The sequence below is a fragment of the Klebsiella sp. P1927 genome (assembly GCF_018204675.1).
GTDB classification, from domain to species: Bacteria; Pseudomonadota; Gammaproteobacteria; order Enterobacterales; family Enterobacteriaceae; genus Klebsiella; species Klebsiella pneumoniae.
Window position 1 is genome coordinate 4,334,020 of sequence record NZ_CP073377.1, and the last position, 16,491, is coordinate 4,350,510.

The following is a 16,491-nucleotide window of genomic DNA, read 5'->3' on the forward strand; positions in this document are numbered from 1 at the left end:
AAATCAGGCGGTTTGATGTTCGCTCTCCGCCAGTTGCATCAGAAAAGAGAGGGTCCCCGGCGGCACCAGCGCCGCGACCGCCTGCCAGTTGCGCTGTCGATAGAGTTCGCGCACTCGGGAGGCCGACACGGGTCCACCATTTTTTTCGATTCGCGCAAGCTCAACTACTTCAATGGGCGGCGCGTCGCCTGGCGCTTCCAGTAGTGACTTCATGCGCTGGTTGTAATTACGGGTCAGGGGACACAGCGGCTCGGTGCCGACAAAGCGTTGGGTAATCTGCAGCGCCGGGGCCAGGCGCTCGCGGAAGAGCTGCAGGTCAATCTGGCTGTGGCAGTCATCAACCACCCCCTGCTCTTTCAGGAAATAGCCGGGGAACGTCGCCCGCGAGATCAGATACGCCGAACCGGGATGCAGCGTCACCTTATCGATGCCGGTAATCCCCTGTTCAATGAGTTTGAAGCGATCGTGATAGGAAAAGCAGGACGCATCTTCTTTGACCACAAACAGATGCAGCCAGTCGCACTGGCTGGCCGCCTGTTCTACCAACCAGCGGTGGCCGAGGGTGAAGGGATTGGCATTCATCACGATAGCGCCGATTTTTCTTCCCGGCTGACGGTACATCGCCAGCTGTCGGCAGTAACGAGTCAGCCGTTCGCGGCTATTTTCCATTAGCACGGCGCGGTCGCCCGCCTGGGCTATCGGCCAGAAGCCGGCGCCGGAAAATAACGCGGCATTGCAAGGTTTAGTGAACAAAAACAGTTCGCTGCGCCCCAGCTCATAGGCCAGCGTCAGGAGCTCGGTCAGTAATTTAAGGCTCAGCCCCTCCCCCTGCAGCGAGGGATCGATGGCGATGCATTTCAGCACATTGCCGGCGATAGCACCGCAGCCGACCAGCCGCTGCTGATACTCGGCGATAATCGCCATTTCGCAGTCGGCCTCTAACGACAGTTGATGCTGGCGGAGAAACCGATCGATCGCCTCTCGCCGCGGTTTATCTTTTAATAGCTGAACGCGTTTTAATATCAGTGTCATTTTTTAGCGCTTCGTCATTTCAAAACGAACTGTATTTCGCCAGCGTTCGGCTATGGATTCTTGTATTTAAGTCACAGTTTTTCTCGTGGCTTAATTGGCTTTATGGTTTTTATGTTGTTAATTAATTCAGAATCATAAAAACAATTAAATTAATAAAAAACACGAGTATTCAGTGAAGATAATCACACCTTACCCCTGGGTCTATTTATTACTATGCGCCGGTCTTACTACTCCATCAATAAACAGGGTAACGTTTATGACTAACATGAGTCAGGCTCCGGCGACGGAGAAAAAGGGCGTTAGCGATCTGCTGGGATTTAAAATCTTCGGCATGCCGCTCCCCCTTTACGCATTTGCGTTAATTACACTATTACTTTCACATTTTTATAACGCATTACCCACCGATATCGTCGGCGGCTTTGCCATCATGTTTATTATCGGCGCTATATTCGGGGAAATTGGCAAGCGCCTGCCAATATTCAACAAATATATCGGTGGCGCTCCGGTGATGATTTTCCTGGTGGCGGCTTATTTTGTCTATGCCGGTATTTTTACGCAGAAAGAAATCGATGCTATCAGCAACGTTATGGATAAGAGTAACTTCCTTAACTTATTCATCGCGGTATTAATTACCGGAGCAATTCTGTCGGTAAACCGCCGCCTGCTGCTGAAATCACTGCTCGGCTATATTCCAACTATCCTGATGGGCATTGTCGGCGCGTCTATTTTTGGCATCGCTATCGGCCTGGTGTTCGGTATTCCAGTGGATCGCATCATGATGCTGTACGTCCTGCCGATCATGGGCGGCGGCAACGGCGCGGGCGCGGTCCCCTTGTCGGAGATTTACCACTCCGTCACCGGTCGTTCTCGCGAAGAGTATTACTCAACCGCTATCGCTATTCTGACCATCGCTAACATCTTCGCCATCGTCTTTGCCGCCGTCCTCGATATCATCGGCAAAAAACACACCTGGCTGAGCGGCGAAGGGGAACTGGTGCGTAAAGCCTCGTTCAAAGTGGAAGAAGATGAGAAAGCGGGACAAATCACCCATCGCGAAACCGCCGTCGGTCTGGTGCTGTCCACTACCTGCTTCCTGCTGGCCTACGTCGTGGCGAAGAAAATTCTGCCCAGCATTGGCGGTGTGGCTATTCACTATTTCGCGTGGATGGTGCTGATCGTCGCCGCGCTGAACGCCTCCGGGCTGTGCTCACCGGAAATCAAAGCCGGTGCTAAACGCTTGTCTGATTTCTTCTCCAAACAGCTGCTGTGGGTGCTGATGGTCGGGGTCGGCGTCTGCTACACCGACCTACAGGAAATTATCAACGCCATCACCTTCGCTAACGTTGTTATCGCCGCCATTATCGTTATCGGTGCGGTGCTCGGCGCGGCGATCGGTGGCTGGCTGATGGGCTTCTTCCCAATAGAATCGGCCATCACTGCAGGCCTGTGTATGGCCAACCGCGGCGGCTCCGGCGACCTGGAAGTTCTCTCTGCCTGTAACCGTATGAACCTTATCTCTTATGCGCAAATCTCCTCCCGTTTGGGCGGCGGTATTGTGCTGGTCATCGCCAGCATCGTGTTCGGCATGATGATTTAACCCATACGCACGATGGCACGTTGAACTGACAGGTGAAGAACGAATCAGGGTCCCATCCCGGGAGCGGCAGAGGGAAATCCACCCTGCTCCTTAGCCAGAAACCTTGTCAGACAGCGCGTCATCGTGCCCCTATTTGAGATGTATAAATGACTGACAATGCCGTCCTGTTAGGCGAAGGCTTCACCCTGATGTGTCTCGGCATGGGCTTTGTGCTGGTGTTCCTGCTGCTGCTCATTTTCGCCATCCGGGGAATGTCCCTCGCCGTCAACCGCCTGTTTCCTGAGCCGCCTGCCGCCCCCAAACCGGCGCCGGCCGCCGTCGCGCCCGCCGACGATTTCGCCCGCCTGAAGCCGGCGATTGTCGCCGCCATTCACCACCATCGCCGTCTTCACCCTTAATTCACGGAGGAATTCATGACCGTTGCCATTACCGATGTCGTCCTGCGCGACGCCCACCAGTCCCTGTTCGCCACCCGTCTGCGTCTCGACGATATGCTGCCCGTTGCCGCTCAGCTGGACGACGTCGGCTACCGCTCGCTGGAGTGCTGGGGCGGCGCCACCTTTGACGCCTGCATCCGCTTCCTCGGCGAGGACCCGTGGGTCCGCCTGCGCGAGCTGAAAAAGGCGATGCCCAAGACCCCGCTGCAGATGCTGCTCCGCGGCCAGAACCTGCTCGGCTACCGCCACTACGCCGACGACGTGGTGGAGCGCTTCGTCGAGCGCGCCGTCAAAAACGGCATGGACGTCTTCCGCGTCTTCGATGCCATGAACGACCCGCGCAACATGCAGCCCGCCCTGCAGGCGGTCCGCCGCCACGGCGCCCACGCCCAGGGTACGCTTTCGTACACCACCAGCCCGGCGCACACCCTGCAGACCTGGCTCGACCTCACCGAACAGCTGCTGGAGACCGGCGTTGACTCCGTCGCCATCAAGGACATGTCCGGCATTCTGACGCCGCATGCCGCCTTTGAGCTGGTCAGCGAAATCAAGAAGCGCTATGACGTCACCCTGCACCTGCACTGCCACGCCACCACCGGGATGGCGGAGATGGCGCTGCTGAAGGCCATTGAAGCCGGGGTCGACGGCGTGGATACGGCGATTTCGTCCATGAGCGCCACCTATGGCCACCCGGCCACCGAAGCGCTGGTGGCCACCCTCGCCGGCACGCCGTACGACACCGGCCTCGATATCCACAGGCTGGAGAGCATCGCCGCCTACTTCCGCGAGGTGCGCAAAAAATACCACGCCTTCGAAGGCCAGCTGAAGGGCACCGACAGCCGTATCCTCGTCGCCCAGGTGCCGGGCGGGATGCTCACCAACCTTGAAGGCCAGCTGAAGCAGCAGAGCGCCGCCCACCGTCTGGATGAAGTACTGGCGGAAATCCCCCGCGTGCGCGAGGACCTCGGCTTCATCCCGCTGGTGACCCCGACCTCGCAGATTGTCGGCACCCAGGCGGTGCTCAACGTGCTGGGCGGCGAGCGCTACAAAACCATCGCGAAGGAGACCGCCGGTATCCTGAAAGGCGAGTACGGCCGCACCCCGGCCCCGGTGAACGCCGCCCTGCAGGCGCGGGTGCTCGACGGCGCCGACCCGGTGACCTGCCGCCCGGCCGACCTGCTGAAGCCGGAGCTGGCGCAGCTGGAAGCGGATGTGAAACGCCAGGCACAGGAGAAGGGCATCACGCTTGCCGAAAACGCCATCGACGACGTGCTCACCGTGGCGCTGTTCCCGCAACCCGGCCTGAAGTTCCTCGAAAACCGCCACAACCCGGCGGCCTTTGAGCCGGTACCGCAGGCGGAAGCCGCGCAGCCAGTGGCAAAAGCAGAAAAACCTGCCGCCTCCGGCGTCTACACCGTGGAGGTGGAAGGCAAAGCCTTTGTGGTCAAAGTCAGCGACGGCGGTGACGTCAGCCAGCTGACGGCGGCTGCTCCGGCTCCTGCTCCTGCTCCTGCCTCTGCACCCGCCGCTGCCGCCCCGGCCGGCGCCGGTACCCCGGTGACCGCCCCGCTGGCGGGCACTATCTGGAAGGTGCTGGCCAGCGAAGGCCAGACGGTGGCCGCAGGCGAAGTGCTGCTGATTCTGGAAGCCATGAAGATGGAAACCGAAATCCGCGCCGCGCAGGCCGGGACCGTGCGCGGTATCGCGGTGAAAGCCGGTGACGCGGTGGCGGTCGGCGACACCCTGATGACTCTGGCGTAAGGACGAGGAGCGGAAATGGAAAGTCTGAACGCCCTGATCCAGGGCATGGGGCTGATGCACCTCGGCGCCGGCCAGGCGGTGATGCTGCTGGTCAGCCTGCTGCTGCTCTGGCTGGCGATTGCGAAGAAGTTCGAGCCGTTACTGCTGCTGCCGATTGGCTTCGGCGGCCTGCTCTCCAATATTCCGGAGGCCGGGCTGGCGCTCACCGCCCTGGAGAGCCTGCTGGCCCACCACGACCCGGCGCAGCTGGCGGTGATTGCCGCGAAGCTCCACTGCGCGCCGGACGTCCACGCCATTAAGGCGGCGCTGGCCCTGGCCCTGCCGTCGGTGCAGGGGCAGATGGAGAGCCTCGCGGTGGACATGGGCTACTCCGCCGGGGTGCTGGCCATCTTCTATAAGGTGGCGATTGGCTCGGGCATCGCGCCGCTGGTCATCTTTATGGGCGTCGGAGCGATGACCGATTTCGGCCCGCTGCTGGCTAACCCGCGCACCCTGCTGCTGGGGGCGGCGGCGCAGTTCGGGATCTTCGCCACCGTGCTCGGGGCGCTGACGCTGAACTACTTCGGCATCATCAGCTTCACCCTGCCGCAGGCGGCGGCCATCGGCATCATCGGCGGCGCCGACGGCCCGACGGCGATTTACCTGTCGGGCAAGCTGGCGCCGGAGCTGCTGGGGGCCATCGCGGTGGCGGCGTACTCCTATATGGCGCTGGTGCCGCTGATCCAGCCGCCGATCATGAAGGCGCTGACCACGGATAAGGAGCGGAAGATCCGCATGGTGCAGCTGCGCACGGTGAGTAAGCGGGAGAAGATCCTCTTCCCGGCGGTGCTGTTGCTGCTGGTGGCGCTCCTGCTGCCGGACGCCGCGCCGCTGCTGGGGATGTTCTGCTTCGGCAACCTGATGCGCGAGAGCGGCGTGGTGGAGCGGCTGAGCGATACGGTGCAGAACGCGCTGATCAACATCGTCACCATCTTCCTCGGGCTGTCGGTGGGGGCCAAGCTGGTGGCGGACAAGTTCCTGCAGCCGCAGACGCTGGGGATCCTGGTGCTGGGGGTGATCGCCTTCTGCGTGGGGACCGCCGCCGGGGTGCTGATGGCGAAGCTGATGAACGTGTTCAGCCGGCACAAAATCAACCCGCTGATCGGCTCGGCGGGGGTGTCGGCGGTGCCGATGGCGGCGCGGGTGTCGAACAAGGTGGGTCTGGAAGCGGACGGGCAGAACTTCCTGCTGATGCACGCGATGGGCCCGAACGTGGCGGGGGTGATCGGCTCGGCGATCGCCGCCGGGGTGATGCTCAAGTACGTGCTGGCGATGTAGGCCGACATCCTTCCCGGAGGTGTGGCTGTCGCCCCACCTCCGGGCTGATTTGATACCCACTCTTGGCATGACGGGGCCGGGCACATGTCTGAAATTTTCTGTTCTGTGCTCCACCTGTCGGCGCCGGGGGCGCAAAACGGGGAGAATAACAATTTAATGTCTATCTACCCAATGTATACCCGAAAAATCACCCACTGGTTTGCCAGGCGATCGTTTCAGAATCGCATCTTCCTGCTGATCTTATTCACCTCGACGATCGTCATGCTGGCGATGTCATGGTATCTGACAGACATTACCGAGGAGCGTCTGCATTATCAGGTCGGGCAACGGGCGCTGATTCAGGCGATGCAGATTTCGGCGATGCCGGAGCTGGTGGAGGCAGTGCAGAAACGCGATCTCGCCAGAATCAAAGCCCTTATCGACCCCATGCGTTCGTTCTCCGACGCCACCTACATCACCGTCGGTGATGCCAGCGGCCAGCGCCTCTATCACGTCAATCCTGATGAAATCGGCAAATCGATGGAAGGCGGCGATAGCGATGAGGCGTTGATAAACGCTAAAAGCTACGTGTCAGTGCGCAAAGGCTCGCTGGGATCGTCGCTGCGCGGTAAATCGCCGATTCAGGACGCAACCGGCAAGGTGATCGGCATTGTGTCGGTAGGCTATACCATTGAGCAACTGGAAAACTGGCTCAGCCTGCAGATAAGTTCGCTGCTGATCCCGATGGCCATCATGTTACTGCTTCTGCTCTTTTGCGCCCGCCGCTTCTCACTGCATATCAAAAAACAGATGCTCAATATGGAACCCCAGCAGCTGTCACAGCTGTTGATCCAGCAAAGCGTGCTGTTTGAATCGGTGTTCGAAGGGCTTATCGCCATCGACTCCGATTATAAAATCACTGCGATTAATCAGACTGCGCGTCGCCTGCTCAATTTGAGTCAGCCGGAACCGACGCTTATCGGCAAACGGATCAGCAGCGTTATCTCGCAGGAGGTCTTCTTCTACGATGCGCCACAGACCAATAAAAAAGACGAGATCGTTACCTTCAATCAGATCAAAGTGATCGCCAGCCGGATGGCGGTGATCTTAAACAATGAGCCACAGGGCTGGGTGATCAGCTTTCGCAGCAAAGACGATATCAACACCCTTAGCCTGCAGCTTAGCCAGGTACAACAATATGCCGATAACCTGCGCGCCGTACAGCATGAGCATCGCAATCTGATCTCCACTATCGCCGGTCTGCTGTTTCTTAAACGCTATAACCAAGCGCTGGAACTGATCCAACAGCAGTCGGAAAGTCACCAGAAGGTGATCGATTTTATTGCACGCAATTTCCAGGACAACCACCTGGCCGGGCTGTTGATCGGCAAATATTACCGGGCCAAAGAGCTTGGACTTGAGCTGATTTTCGATCCGGCCTGCTTCGTTGATAGATTACCTACCGCCCTTTCGCACAACGAATGGATCTCGATCGTGGGGAATCTACTTGATAACGCCTACAATGCCAGCCTGCGTCAACCGCAGGGTTCAAAACAGATCGAATGCCTGATCAACAGTGATGGCCAGGAGGTGATCATTGAGATCGCCGACCAGGGATGCGGCATTGACGAGGCGCTGCGCGATCGGATCTTCGAGCGCGGCGTCACCAGCAGCGCCAGCAAAGATCATGGTATCGGACTCTGGCTAGTACGCAGCTACGTGGAACAAGCAGGCGGCAGTATCGTCGTCGAAAATAATATTCCTTTTGGCACCATTTTTACGCTTTATATCCCCCTGACCCGAGATGAACATCATGGATAGCATCACTACTCTTATTGTTGAAGACGAACCTATGCTGGCGGAGATCCTGGTGGATAACATTAAACAGTTTCCCCGGTTCGACGTCATTGGTATTGCGGATAAGCTTGAGAGCGCCAGGAAACAGCTCAGACTGTATCAACCGCAGCTGATCCTGCTGGATAATTTTTTACCCGACGGCAAAGGTATCGATCTGATCCGCCATGCAGTCAGTACACATTACAAGGGACGGATTATCTTTATTACCGCGGATAATCACATGGAAACCATCAGCGAAGCGCTGCGTCTTGGGGTGTTTGATTACCTGATTAAGCCGGTGCACTATCAGCGCCTGCAGCACACGCTGGAGCGCTTTGCCCGCTATCGAAGCTCGCTGCGCTCCAGTGAACAGGCCAGCCAGCTCCATGTCGACGCGCTGTTTAATATTCAGGCCCGGGAACAAACGGAACCCGCCAGCGCACCACTGCGCGGGATCGATGAAAGCACCTTTCAGCGCGTGCTCCAGCTGTTTGCCGACCCGACGGTGGTGCATACCGCCGACTCGCTGGCCCGTATCCTCGGCAGCAGCAAAACCACCGCTCGCCGTTATCTGGAACAAGGAGTGAAGAACGACTTTCTGGAAGCGGAAATCAGCTACGGCAAGGTTGGCCGACCTGAGCGTATCTATCACGGCAAGCAGACCTATCCTGAGCAGAGATAAAACGCTTACGCCAGGGTGTAGCTGACCACCAGCTGCCCCTTCTTCATCTTAATCTGACTAATGACAATGTCGCCCAGCTCCGCCAGACGGGCGACGTGGGTGCCTCCGCAGGGATAGGCTGGCAGCTCGCCGAATCCCACCTTGCGCATGCCATCAGCGAACGTCACCTGACGCGGTAAGTCCTGCGCCTGCCATGCCTTCACTAGCGCCAGTAGCGCACTGGCGTCCGGCAGCGCGGCGCTATTCCTGCTGGCAAAGGTTATCCGCCCTTCGCCGGGCCAGTGGTGCGCTTTCACCGGTTGCCAGCCAAGCTGTTCGCCCGCCAGGCCAAGCAGGTGGCCGGCAGAATGCAGACGAGCATGCAGCTGTCTCGCGGAGGCATCAATTTTCATCTCCACTTCACCGAGGGGAAGGGGTTGCGACAGAATATGCAGCACCCTTTCGCCGCGCACAACCACCGTCTCAACCACCTGCCCGGCAATCCATCCACGGTCCGCCGGTTGACCGCCCCCTTGCGGGTGAAACAGCGTCCGATCCAGTTCGATGGCGTAACGGCCATCCGCTTCTGCAGTGCAGGCAATGATCTGGGCGCGCCCGTCGGTAGCATCGCTGGTGTAATAAACCCGTTCAGTCATAGTGATTCTCCTCTCTGTCCGCCCAGTATATTATTAATGCCGACAGCGATAATCCCACCACCCGCCAATGCACTCTTGCTCCGGGAGCACAAATGAATCTGAACCTCCTGCCCGACCTCGCTCTTTTCGTTCAGATAGTCGACCAGGGCAGCTTCTCCGCCGTCGCCCGCCAGAACGGCATTACCCCTTCAGCCGTTAGCCGCAGCGTTTCACGGCTGGAGCGAGAGATGGGCTGCAAACTGCTGCAGCGTACCACCCGCAAGCTGCGTCTTAGCGATGCCGGGGAAACGATATATCAGCATGCCCAGCAGATGCTGGAAGCGGCGCGACAGGCAATGGATTCCGCAGGCAGTCGCCAAACGGTCGCCCAGGGAAAGCTGACGCTCAGCGTCCCGAAAGCCGTCGGCCGCTTTGTGATCCACCCGCTGATGATGGCGTTTTTCCACCGCTACCCGCAGGTGGACGTCTGCCTGCGGCTGGAAGATCGCCCTCTCGATTTTATCGATGACGGTATTGATCTGGCGCTACGCATCACCGATACCCCCTCCCCCGGCCTGCATGGCAAACCGCTGATGCCAATCAGGCACGTTATCTGCGCCACTGAGGCCTATTTACAGCAGCACGGTACGCCGTACACGCCGCAGGATCTGCGCGCGCATAGCTGCATTAGCCTTGGCGAAACGCCCGCCGATGCTCGCTGGAAGTTCCGTCGGGAAGGCAAAACAGAAACGGTGCAAACCTACGGGCGGTACGCCGCCAACCATACCGCCGTACGCCTCGACGCGGTCAGACAGCATTTAGGGATCGGCAGCCTGCCGCTGTTCACCGCCCGTGAGGCGCTGGCGAACGGCGACATCGTGCAGGTGTTGCCCGAGTGGGAATTTATCAGCAGCTACTCAGGCGACCTGTGGCTACTGTGGGCGGGAGATAAGCATATGCCCGCCAGGATGCGGGCGATGATCGATTATCTCAGCGAGACGGTGCCGGCGCTGAGCGCAGGCAGCACAGAGCCAGCGAAATAATTGCAAACCACGGAATGATAACCCCCAACACAAACCAGATCCCGGAGCGGCCGATATCATGCATCCGCCGGCAGCCTACAGCCAGCAGGGGGATCGCCATCAACAGCAGCCAGAGCGCGGCAAAGGGAATGACAACAAAACTGAGGATGCCGTATTGAGGGTTAACGCTGGTTGCCAGACACCAGGCCGCCAGCGGCGCGGTGGCGATCAATACATTGGTGAGAAAAAACGTCCAGAACTGCCGTCGACTGGCGCGTCCGCTAAAGTTAAAGGTCTCTTTCCAGCCGCTCAAATACGCCTGTCCATAGGTCATTGCTTCTCTCCTTGAAAATCGAGTGATATATCACGGCGCCAGGGCAATCACCTCCGCCGCCCAGCGCTGAAACCCTTCGACGTCGATATCCAGCGCCACCTGGGCGTTCGCCGGCTGGCCCAGTCGTCCTTCGATATCCACCACCGTGGTGCCGGCGGTCCAGGTCCCCTGCGTCTCCACCGCCACAAAGCACGGCTGGAGAGTGAACAGTTCCGGGCGGGCCAGCCACGCAATAGCGCACAAGTCGTGCATGCGCAGACCGCTGCTCATGCTGCCGCTGCGATAGTGGCTAAACAGCGCATGGAGCATTTTACCGGTCTGGTTCAGCGTCGGCAGCGTCGCCAGATAATCCGCCGCCAGCAGCGCCCGGTTGGTGACGTCCAGCCCGCACATCACAATCTCCAGCCCGCTGTGGAACACTTTCGCGGCGGCTTCCGGGTCGATAGCGATATTGAATTCCGCATTCGGCGTGAAGTTGCCGCGGCCCGCCGAGCCGCCCATGATCACCAGCCGGCGAATATTAAACACGCATTCCGGGTACTGGGTCAGCAGCAGCGCTATATTGGTCAGCGGGCCAATCGCCACCAGGGTGATCGGCTCGGCAGCATGCATAAGCGCATCACGGATCGCCTGGAAGGCCGGCTTCGCCAGCGGTTGACGTTGATGCTCAACAAAGTCATACCCCTCCATGCCGGATTCGCCATGCACCGAGGCGGCGTCGCGCAACGGACGCACCAGCGGCATCGACGCCCCCTGCGCCAGCGGTACATCGGCATTCCAGAAATGCAGCAATTGCAGCGCGTTACGGGTCGTCTTCTCCACCGAGACATTGCCCGCTACGGTGGTCATCAACTGCAGATCCAGCTCAGGCGCGAACAGCGCCGCGGCAATGGCGGCGGCATCGTCGATGCCCGGATCGGTATCAAGAATGATTGGTAAGCGCATGGTTTCTCCCTAAAAAAATGCCAGACGTTAAGTCTGGCATCTTCTCATACTGCTGGAGGAAAGAACTTACTCTACTTCACGGACATCCACACGCAGCTCTTTCGGCACTTCAAAGACGATATTCTCTTCCCGGCCTTCCAGCGGCACGGCTTCGCCGCCGCCCAGCTCCTGCAGGCGGGTAATGACGTTCTGCACCAGAATATCCGGCGCCGACGCGCCCGCCGTCACGCCGACGCAGGCCGCATCCTTGACCCACGCTTCCTGGATATCGGAGGCGTCGTCAATCAGGTAAGCCGCCTTACCCATCCGCTGCGCCAGCTCGGCGAGGCGGTTAGAGTTGGAGGAGTTTTTCGACCCGACCACCAGCACTACGTCAGCCTGCTCCGCCAGCGCGCGCACGGCTTCCTGACGGTTAGTGGTGGCATAGCAAATGTCGTCTTTGCGCGGGCCGACGATTTTCGGAAAACGCGCGCGCAGGGCGTCAATCACATCCGAGGTATCGTCGACGGAGAGCGTGGTCTGGGTCATAAACGACAGCCGGGCGTCATTTTTCACTTCCAGCTTCAGCACGTCTTCCGGCGACTCGACCAGGTACATCCCCCCTTGCGGGTTGTTGTACTGTCCCATGGTGCCTTCGACTTCCGGATGGCCGGCATGGCCAATCAGAATCGACTCTTCGCCGCGGCGGCTGGCGCGGGCGACTTCCATATGGACTTTGGTCACCAGCGGACAGGTGGCATCGAACACCGTCAGGTCGCGGCTCTTCGCTTCGTTGCGTACCGCCTGCGACACGCCGTGGGCGGAGAAAATCAGGATCGCGCCGTCCGGCACTTCGCTGATCTGTTCGATAAAAATGGCGCCACGCTTGCGCAGGCTATCCACCACATAGCGGTTGTGCACCACTTCATGACGAACATAGATCGGTGCGCCATACAGCGTCAGCGCGTTTTCTACAATGCTGATAGCGCGGTCAACGCCAGCGCAAAAACCGCGCGGGTTAGCCAACAGGATCTGCATGTTACTCCTCCAGCGCCGGATCGATCTCCAGCACTTCAATATCAAAATGAACAGTGCGCCCGGCCAGCGGATGGTTGAAGTCAACGGTGATGGAATCGCCGTTCACTTCGCGGATCACGCCAGGCATTTCGCTGCCATCCATTGCGGTAAAGAGCATAATCGCGCCGATCTCCGGCTCGCCAGCGTCGATAAACTCGCGGCGAGAGAAATACTGAATCAGGTCCGGGCTGGGTACGCCAAAGGCGGCGTCAGGCTCCAGCGAAAAGGCCTTTTTCTCCCCCTCTTTCAAACCGAGAAGCTGTTGCTCCAGCCCTTCAGACAAAGAGGTGTCGCCGAGGCGAAACAGCGCCGGTTTGCCGTTGCTGCGGGTGGACTCGGCAGTGGAGCCGTCGTCCAGTTTCAGAGTGAAGTGCACCAGTACCGCGCTGTTGCTCTGTACGGATTTAGACATGCAAATTGCTCGCTTGTTTAGGTCACCTGGTGCCCGGCGGCATTACGCTTACCGGGCCTACGGGAGCCAAAAATTCTGTAGGCCGGGTAAGCGTCACGTCACCCGGCATTGAGATTTACGCCTGCTCTTTCACAGTCGGTTTCGGCAGGAAGCCTTCCAGCACAATCAGCGCTGCGCCGATGCAGATCGCGCTATCGGCGAGGTTGAAGGTGGCAAAATGCCAGTCGCCGACGTAGAAGTCGATCATATCGACCACAAAGCCATGCCACAGGCGATCGAACAAGTTGCCCAGCGCGCCGCCGATAATCAGCGCGTAGGCAATATTGTTCAGCTTTTGCGTCGCCTTCGAACGGTACATCAGCACCGTCAGCACCACGCAAATGCCGATCGCGATCCCGGAAAAGAACCAGCGCTGCCAGCCGCCGCTGTCGGCGAGGAAGCTAAAGGCCGCGCCATAGTTGCGGGCATAATGCAGATTAAGCGACGGGAACAGCGGAACCGTCTCCCCCAGAGCGAAGTTCTGGAGGATCAGGAATTTGCTGCCCAGATCGATAATCAGCACGGCTACGACCACCCACAGCCAGCGTAGCCCCGTTGAACAGATCGATTTACTCATCAGGCGAATTTACGTTGCTCGCCGTCACCGGCGACGTTGCTCACACAGCGTCCGCAGATTTCCGCGTGTTCCGCCACCTTGCCGATATCGGTGGTGTAATGCCAGCAGCGCGGGCATTTCTCACCTTCAGCTTTACTCAATGCGACTTTCAGCCCTTTGAGCAGTTCGCTTTGCTGCGCATCAGCGGACGCGCTCGCATAGTCTGCGACGTTCGCCCCGGAGGTCAACAGGACAAATCGCAATTCATCGCCCAGCGCATTGAGCTTAGCCGCCAGATCGGCATCAGCATACAGCGTGACTGCCGCTTCCAGCGAGCCGCCGACTTTCTTATCCGCACGCGCCTGCTCGATCACCTTGTTGACTTCGCCACGCACCTTCAGCAGCTCATCCCAGAAATCGTCGTTCATCGCTTCGTCGTCGGCCAGGCCGAACAGACCTTCATACCACTCGCCGGTGAAGACATATTTCTCACGCTCGCCCGGCAGATAGCCCCAGATTTCATCTGCGGTGAAGGACATGATCGGCGCCATCCAGCGCACCAGCGCTTCCACGATATGGAACAGCGCGGTCTGACAGCTGCGACGCGCCACGCTGTCCGCCTTGGCGGTGTACTGGCGGTCTTTGATGATGTCGAGGTAGAACGAGCCCATCTCGATGGAGCAGAAGCGCATCAGGCGCTGCACCACTTCATGGAAGTCGTAGGATTCGTAGGCTTTCAGGATATCTTCCTGTGCCGCCTGCGCGCAGCCGACCGCCCAGCGGTCCAGCACCACCATCTCTTCCGGTTTAACCATGTCTTTCACCGGATCGAAACCGTTAAGGTTCGCCAGCAGGAAGCGCGCGGTGTTACGGATACGACGATAGCTGTCCGCAGCGCGTTTGAGGATCTCGTCAGAGACCGCCATTTCGCCGGTGTAGTCGGTGGAAGCCACCCACAGGCGCAGGATATCGGCGCCGAGCTTGTTCATCACGTCCTGCGGGCTAACGGTGTTGCCGATAGACTTGGACATTTTGCGGCCCTGACCGTCGACGGTGAAGCCGTGGGTCAGTACCTGACGATATGGCGCTTTGCCTTTCATCGCCGTGGAAATCATCAGCGAGGACATGAACCAGCCGCGATGCTGGTCAGAACCTTCCAGATACATATCGGCGGCGTGACCGGCGAATTCCGGACGCACGTCAACCACGGAAGAGTGGGTCGACCCGGAGTCAAACCAGACGTCGAGGGTATCAGGCACTTTCTCGTAGCTGTCGGCGTCATCGCCAAGAATGTCGCGGGAATCGAGATCCCACCACGCTTGGATGCCGTCAACTTCAACGCGTTTTGCCACTTCTTCCATCAGCTCAAGGGTACGCGGGTGCAGTTCATGGGTTTCTTTATGCACGAACAGCGACATCGGCACGCCCCAGGTGCGCTGACGGGAGATACACCAGTCAGGGCGGTTAGCGACCATCGATTCGATACGCGCCTGGCCCCAGTCCGGGATCCACTGCACGCCTTTGATCTCTTTCAGCGACTGCGCGCGCAGGCCTTTCTGATCCATGCTCACGAACCACTGCGGAGTGGCGCGGAAGATGATCGGCGACTTGTGGCGCCAGCAGCATGGATAGCTGTGCTGCAGTTTCTCAACGTGTAACAGCGCGCCACGCTCACGCAGCATCTCAACGATGATGTCATTGGCTTTGAAAACATTAATGCCGTCCAGGGACGGCCAGGTGCCAGGCAGGTAAGCGCCGTCCGGGCCAACCGGGTTGGCGATTTCCAGACCGTATTTCTGGCTGATGGTGTAGTCGTCCGGACCGTGGCCGCCAGCGGTATGCACCGCACCGGTACCGGCATCCAGCGTCACGTGGTCGCCAAGGATCGCCGGCACGTCGAAATCGAGGAACGGATGCTTAAAGCGCATCAGCTCAAGCTCAGAACCTTGTACCGCCGCCAGAATAGTGTAGTCCGTCGCGCCAACGCGCTTCATTACGCTCTCAACCAGGTCTTTCGCCAGGATCAGCGCCTGGCCGTCAACCTGCACCAGCGCATAGTCGAACTCAGGAGACAGAGAGATAGCGCGGTTGGCCGGCAGGGTCCACGGCGTGGTGGTCCAGATAACCAGCGACACCGGACCGTTGACGTCGGCTACGCCGAATTTCGCCAGTACCGCGGCTTTGTCTACCGCGTGGAACGCGACATCGATAGACGGAGAGGTTTTGTCGTAATACTCCACTTCCGCTTCCGCCAGCGCGGAACGGCAGTCTACGCACCAGTGCACCGGTTTGGCGCCTTTATGCAGGTGGCCATTACCGATGATTTTGCCCAGCGCGCGGATGATGTTGGCTTCGGTTTTGAAGTCCATGGTCAGGTACGGATGCGACCAGTCGCCCAGCACGCCGAGACGGATAAAGTCTTTACGCTGGCCATCGATCTGCTCGGCGGCATATTCGCGGCACTTAGCGCGGAATTCGGCAGCGGTAAATTTCTCACCCGGCTTGCCGTATTCCTGCTCCACTTTCAGCTCGATCGGCAGACCGTGGCAGTCCCAGCCCGGAACGTAAGGCGAGTCATAGCCCGTCAGTCCTTTGGACTTAACGATAATGTCTTTCAGAATCTTGTTTACCGAGTGACCAATATGAATGCTGCCATTCGCATAAGGAGGGCCATCATGCAGAATGAAGGTTTTTTTGCCTTTTTTGGCTGCACGAATGATGCCGTACAGGTCATCATCGGTCCAACGCGCCAGCATTCCCGGTTCGCGTTTGGCGAGGTCGCCACGCATAGGGAACCCTGTTTCCGGCAAATTCAGGGTCGATTTATAGTCACTCATCAGATTCTCGGTTCCGTATTTCGGTTTGATAAACA

15 protein-coding genes are annotated in these 16,491 nt (G+C 58.9%); 7 read left to right on the forward strand and 8 right to left on the reverse strand.

What is annotated here, in order from left to right:
- Window positions 1-3: 3 nt before the first annotated feature.
- The gene (gene citC / locus KB892_RS21695) at window positions 4-1,032 is read right to left on the reverse strand and encodes a [citrate (pro-3S)-lyase] ligase (RefSeq protein ID WP_004151374.1); all 1,029 of its coding nucleotides are present in this window, start codon (window positions 1,030-1,032) and stop codon (window positions 4-6) included.
- A gap of 256 nt (window positions 1,033-1,288) precedes the next feature.
- Between citC and citS the strand changes: the two genes are divergently transcribed.
- The 6 genes from citS to KB892_RS21725 all read left to right on the forward strand — a co-directional run bounded on the left by citS (window position 1,289) and on the right by KB892_RS21725 (window position 8,641).
- Window positions 1,289-2,629, forward strand: coding sequence for a citrate/sodium symporter CitS (gene citS, locus KB892_RS21700; RefSeq protein WP_004151375.1), 1,341 nt, complete (start codon window positions 1,289-1,291; stop codon window positions 2,627-2,629).
- 146 nt (window positions 2,630-2,775) lie between these two features.
- Window positions 2,776-3,027: an oxaloacetate decarboxylase subunit gamma gene (locus tag KB892_RS21705; RefSeq protein WP_004151376.1), complete on the forward strand. Its 252-nt coding sequence runs from the start codon at window positions 2,776-2,778 to the stop codon at window positions 3,025-3,027.
- A 15-nt stretch (window positions 3,028-3,042) separates the two neighbouring features.
- Entirely contained in the window at window positions 3,043-4,827 is a 1,785-nt protein-coding gene (gene oadA, locus KB892_RS21710; RefSeq protein WP_004151377.1) for a sodium-extruding oxaloacetate decarboxylase subunit alpha, read from the forward strand.
- Between the two features lie 15 nt (window positions 4,828-4,842).
- Complete coding sequence (locus tag KB892_RS21715; protein ID WP_004151378.1) at window positions 4,843-6,144, forward strand: oxaloacetate decarboxylase subunit beta; 1,302 nt, start codon at window positions 4,843-4,845, stop codon at window positions 6,142-6,144.
- A gap of 171 nt (window positions 6,145-6,315) precedes the next feature.
- Window positions 6,316-7,944, forward strand: coding sequence for a citrate sensor histidine kinase CitA (locus KB892_RS21720; protein WP_004151379.1), 1,629 nt, complete (start codon window positions 6,316-6,318; stop codon window positions 7,942-7,944).
- A complete protein-coding gene (locus tag KB892_RS21725) occupies window positions 7,937-8,641 on the forward strand; it encodes a citrate response regulator transcription factor CitB (protein ID WP_002887992.1) in 705 nt (234 codons plus the stop codon). Before KB892_RS21720 ends, KB892_RS21725 begins: the two co-directional genes overlap by 8 nt.
- A 5-nt stretch (window positions 8,642-8,646) precedes the next feature.
- Here the strand turns inward: KB892_RS21725 and KB892_RS21730 are convergent, their stop codons facing one another.
- Window positions 8,647-9,276, reverse strand: coding sequence for an alanyl-tRNA editing protein (locus tag KB892_RS21730; protein ID WP_002887990.1), 630 nt, complete (start codon window positions 9,274-9,276; stop codon window positions 8,647-8,649).
- Between the two features lie 92 nt (window positions 9,277-9,368).
- Here KB892_RS21730 and KB892_RS21735 point away from each other — a divergent pair, with 92 nt between their 5' ends.
- Window positions 9,369-10,298 carry a LysR family transcriptional regulator gene (locus KB892_RS21735; protein ID WP_002887987.1) on the forward strand — a complete coding sequence of 310 codons (930 nt, stop codon included), beginning with the start codon at window positions 9,369-9,371 and terminating at the stop codon, window positions 10,296-10,298.
- On the opposite strand, the gene KB892_RS21740 is transcribed toward KB892_RS21735, so the two are convergent.
- The 6 genes from KB892_RS21740 to ileS form a co-directional block, all read right to left on the reverse strand.
- Entirely contained in the window at window positions 10,246-10,611 is a 366-nt protein-coding gene (locus tag KB892_RS21740; protein WP_002887984.1) for a DUF805 domain-containing protein, read from the reverse strand. The two genes, KB892_RS21735 and KB892_RS21740, sit on opposite strands and share 53 nt — an antisense overlap.
- Before the next feature lie 30 nt (window positions 10,612-10,641).
- A complete protein-coding gene (gene rihC / locus KB892_RS21745) occupies window positions 10,642-11,556 on the reverse strand; it encodes a ribonucleoside hydrolase RihC (RefSeq protein WP_002887981.1) in 915 nt (304 codons plus the stop codon).
- 66 nt (window positions 11,557-11,622) lie between these two features.
- Complete coding sequence (ispH, locus tag KB892_RS21750) at window positions 11,623-12,573, reverse strand: 4-hydroxy-3-methylbut-2-enyl diphosphate reductase (protein ID WP_002887979.1); 951 nt, start codon at window positions 12,571-12,573, stop codon at window positions 11,623-11,625.
- 1 nt (window position 12,574) lies between these two features.
- On the reverse strand, window positions 12,575-13,024 hold the full coding sequence (fkpB, locus tag KB892_RS21755; protein ID WP_002887976.1) for an FKBP-type peptidyl-prolyl cis-trans isomerase: 450 nt from the start codon (window positions 13,022-13,024) through the stop codon (window positions 12,575-12,577).
- A 115-nt stretch (window positions 13,025-13,139) separates the two neighbouring features.
- Entirely contained in the window at window positions 13,140-13,640 is a 501-nt protein-coding gene (lspA, locus tag KB892_RS21760) for a signal peptidase II (protein WP_002887973.1), read from the reverse strand.
- Window positions 13,640-16,456: an isoleucine--tRNA ligase gene (gene ileS, locus KB892_RS21765; RefSeq protein ID WP_002887972.1), complete on the reverse strand. Its 2,817-nt coding sequence runs from the start codon at window positions 16,454-16,456 to the stop codon at window positions 13,640-13,642. Before ileS ends, lspA begins: the two co-directional genes overlap by 1 nt.
- Between the last annotated feature and the right edge of the window lie 35 nt (window positions 16,457-16,491).

Excerpts from the sequence above, each read along its gene's own strand:
- citC (WP_004151374.1), bottom strand. The coding sequence starts at position 1,032 with ATGACACTGATATTAAAACGCGTTCAGCTATTAAAAGATAAACCGCGG.
- citS (WP_004151375.1), top strand. The coding sequence starts at position 1,289 with ATGACTAACATGAGTCAGGCTCCGGCGACGGAGAAAAAGGGCGTTAGC.
- KB892_RS21705 (WP_004151376.1), top strand. The coding sequence starts at position 2,776 with ATGACTGACAATGCCGTCCTGTTAGGCGAAGGCTTCACCCTGATGTGT.
- oadA (WP_004151377.1), top strand. The coding sequence starts at position 3,043 with ATGACCGTTGCCATTACCGATGTCGTCCTGCGCGACGCCCACCAGTCC.
- KB892_RS21715 (WP_004151378.1), top strand. The coding sequence starts at position 4,843 with ATGGAAAGTCTGAACGCCCTGATCCAGGGCATGGGGCTGATGCACCTC.
- KB892_RS21720 (WP_004151379.1), top strand. The coding sequence starts at position 6,316 with ATGTATACCCGAAAAATCACCCACTGGTTTGCCAGGCGATCGTTTCAG.
- KB892_RS21725 (WP_002887992.1), top strand. The coding sequence starts at position 7,937 with ATGGATAGCATCACTACTCTTATTGTTGAAGACGAACCTATGCTGGCG.
- KB892_RS21730 (WP_002887990.1), bottom strand. The coding sequence starts at position 9,276 with ATGACTGAACGGGTTTATTACACCAGCGATGCTACCGACGGGCGCGCC.
- KB892_RS21735 (WP_002887987.1), top strand. The coding sequence starts at position 9,369 with ATGAATCTGAACCTCCTGCCCGACCTCGCTCTTTTCGTTCAGATAGTC.
- KB892_RS21740 (WP_002887984.1), bottom strand. The coding sequence starts at position 10,611 with ATGACCTATGGACAGGCGTATTTGAGCGGCTGGAAAGAGACCTTTAAC.
- rihC (WP_002887981.1), bottom strand. The coding sequence starts at position 11,556 with ATGCGCTTACCAATCATTCTTGATACCGATCCGGGCATCGACGATGCC.
- ispH (WP_002887979.1), bottom strand. The coding sequence starts at position 12,573 with ATGCAGATCCTGTTGGCTAACCCGCGCGGTTTTTGCGCTGGCGTTGAC.
- fkpB (WP_002887976.1), bottom strand. The coding sequence starts at position 13,024 with ATGTCTAAATCCGTACAGAGCAACAGCGCGGTACTGGTGCACTTCACT.
- lspA (WP_002887973.1), bottom strand. The coding sequence starts at position 13,640 with ATGAGTAAATCGATCTGTTCAACGGGGCTACGCTGGCTGTGGGTGGTC.
- ileS (WP_002887972.1), bottom strand. The coding sequence starts at position 16,456 with ATGAGTGACTATAAATCGACCCTGAATTTGCCGGAAACAGGGTTCCCT.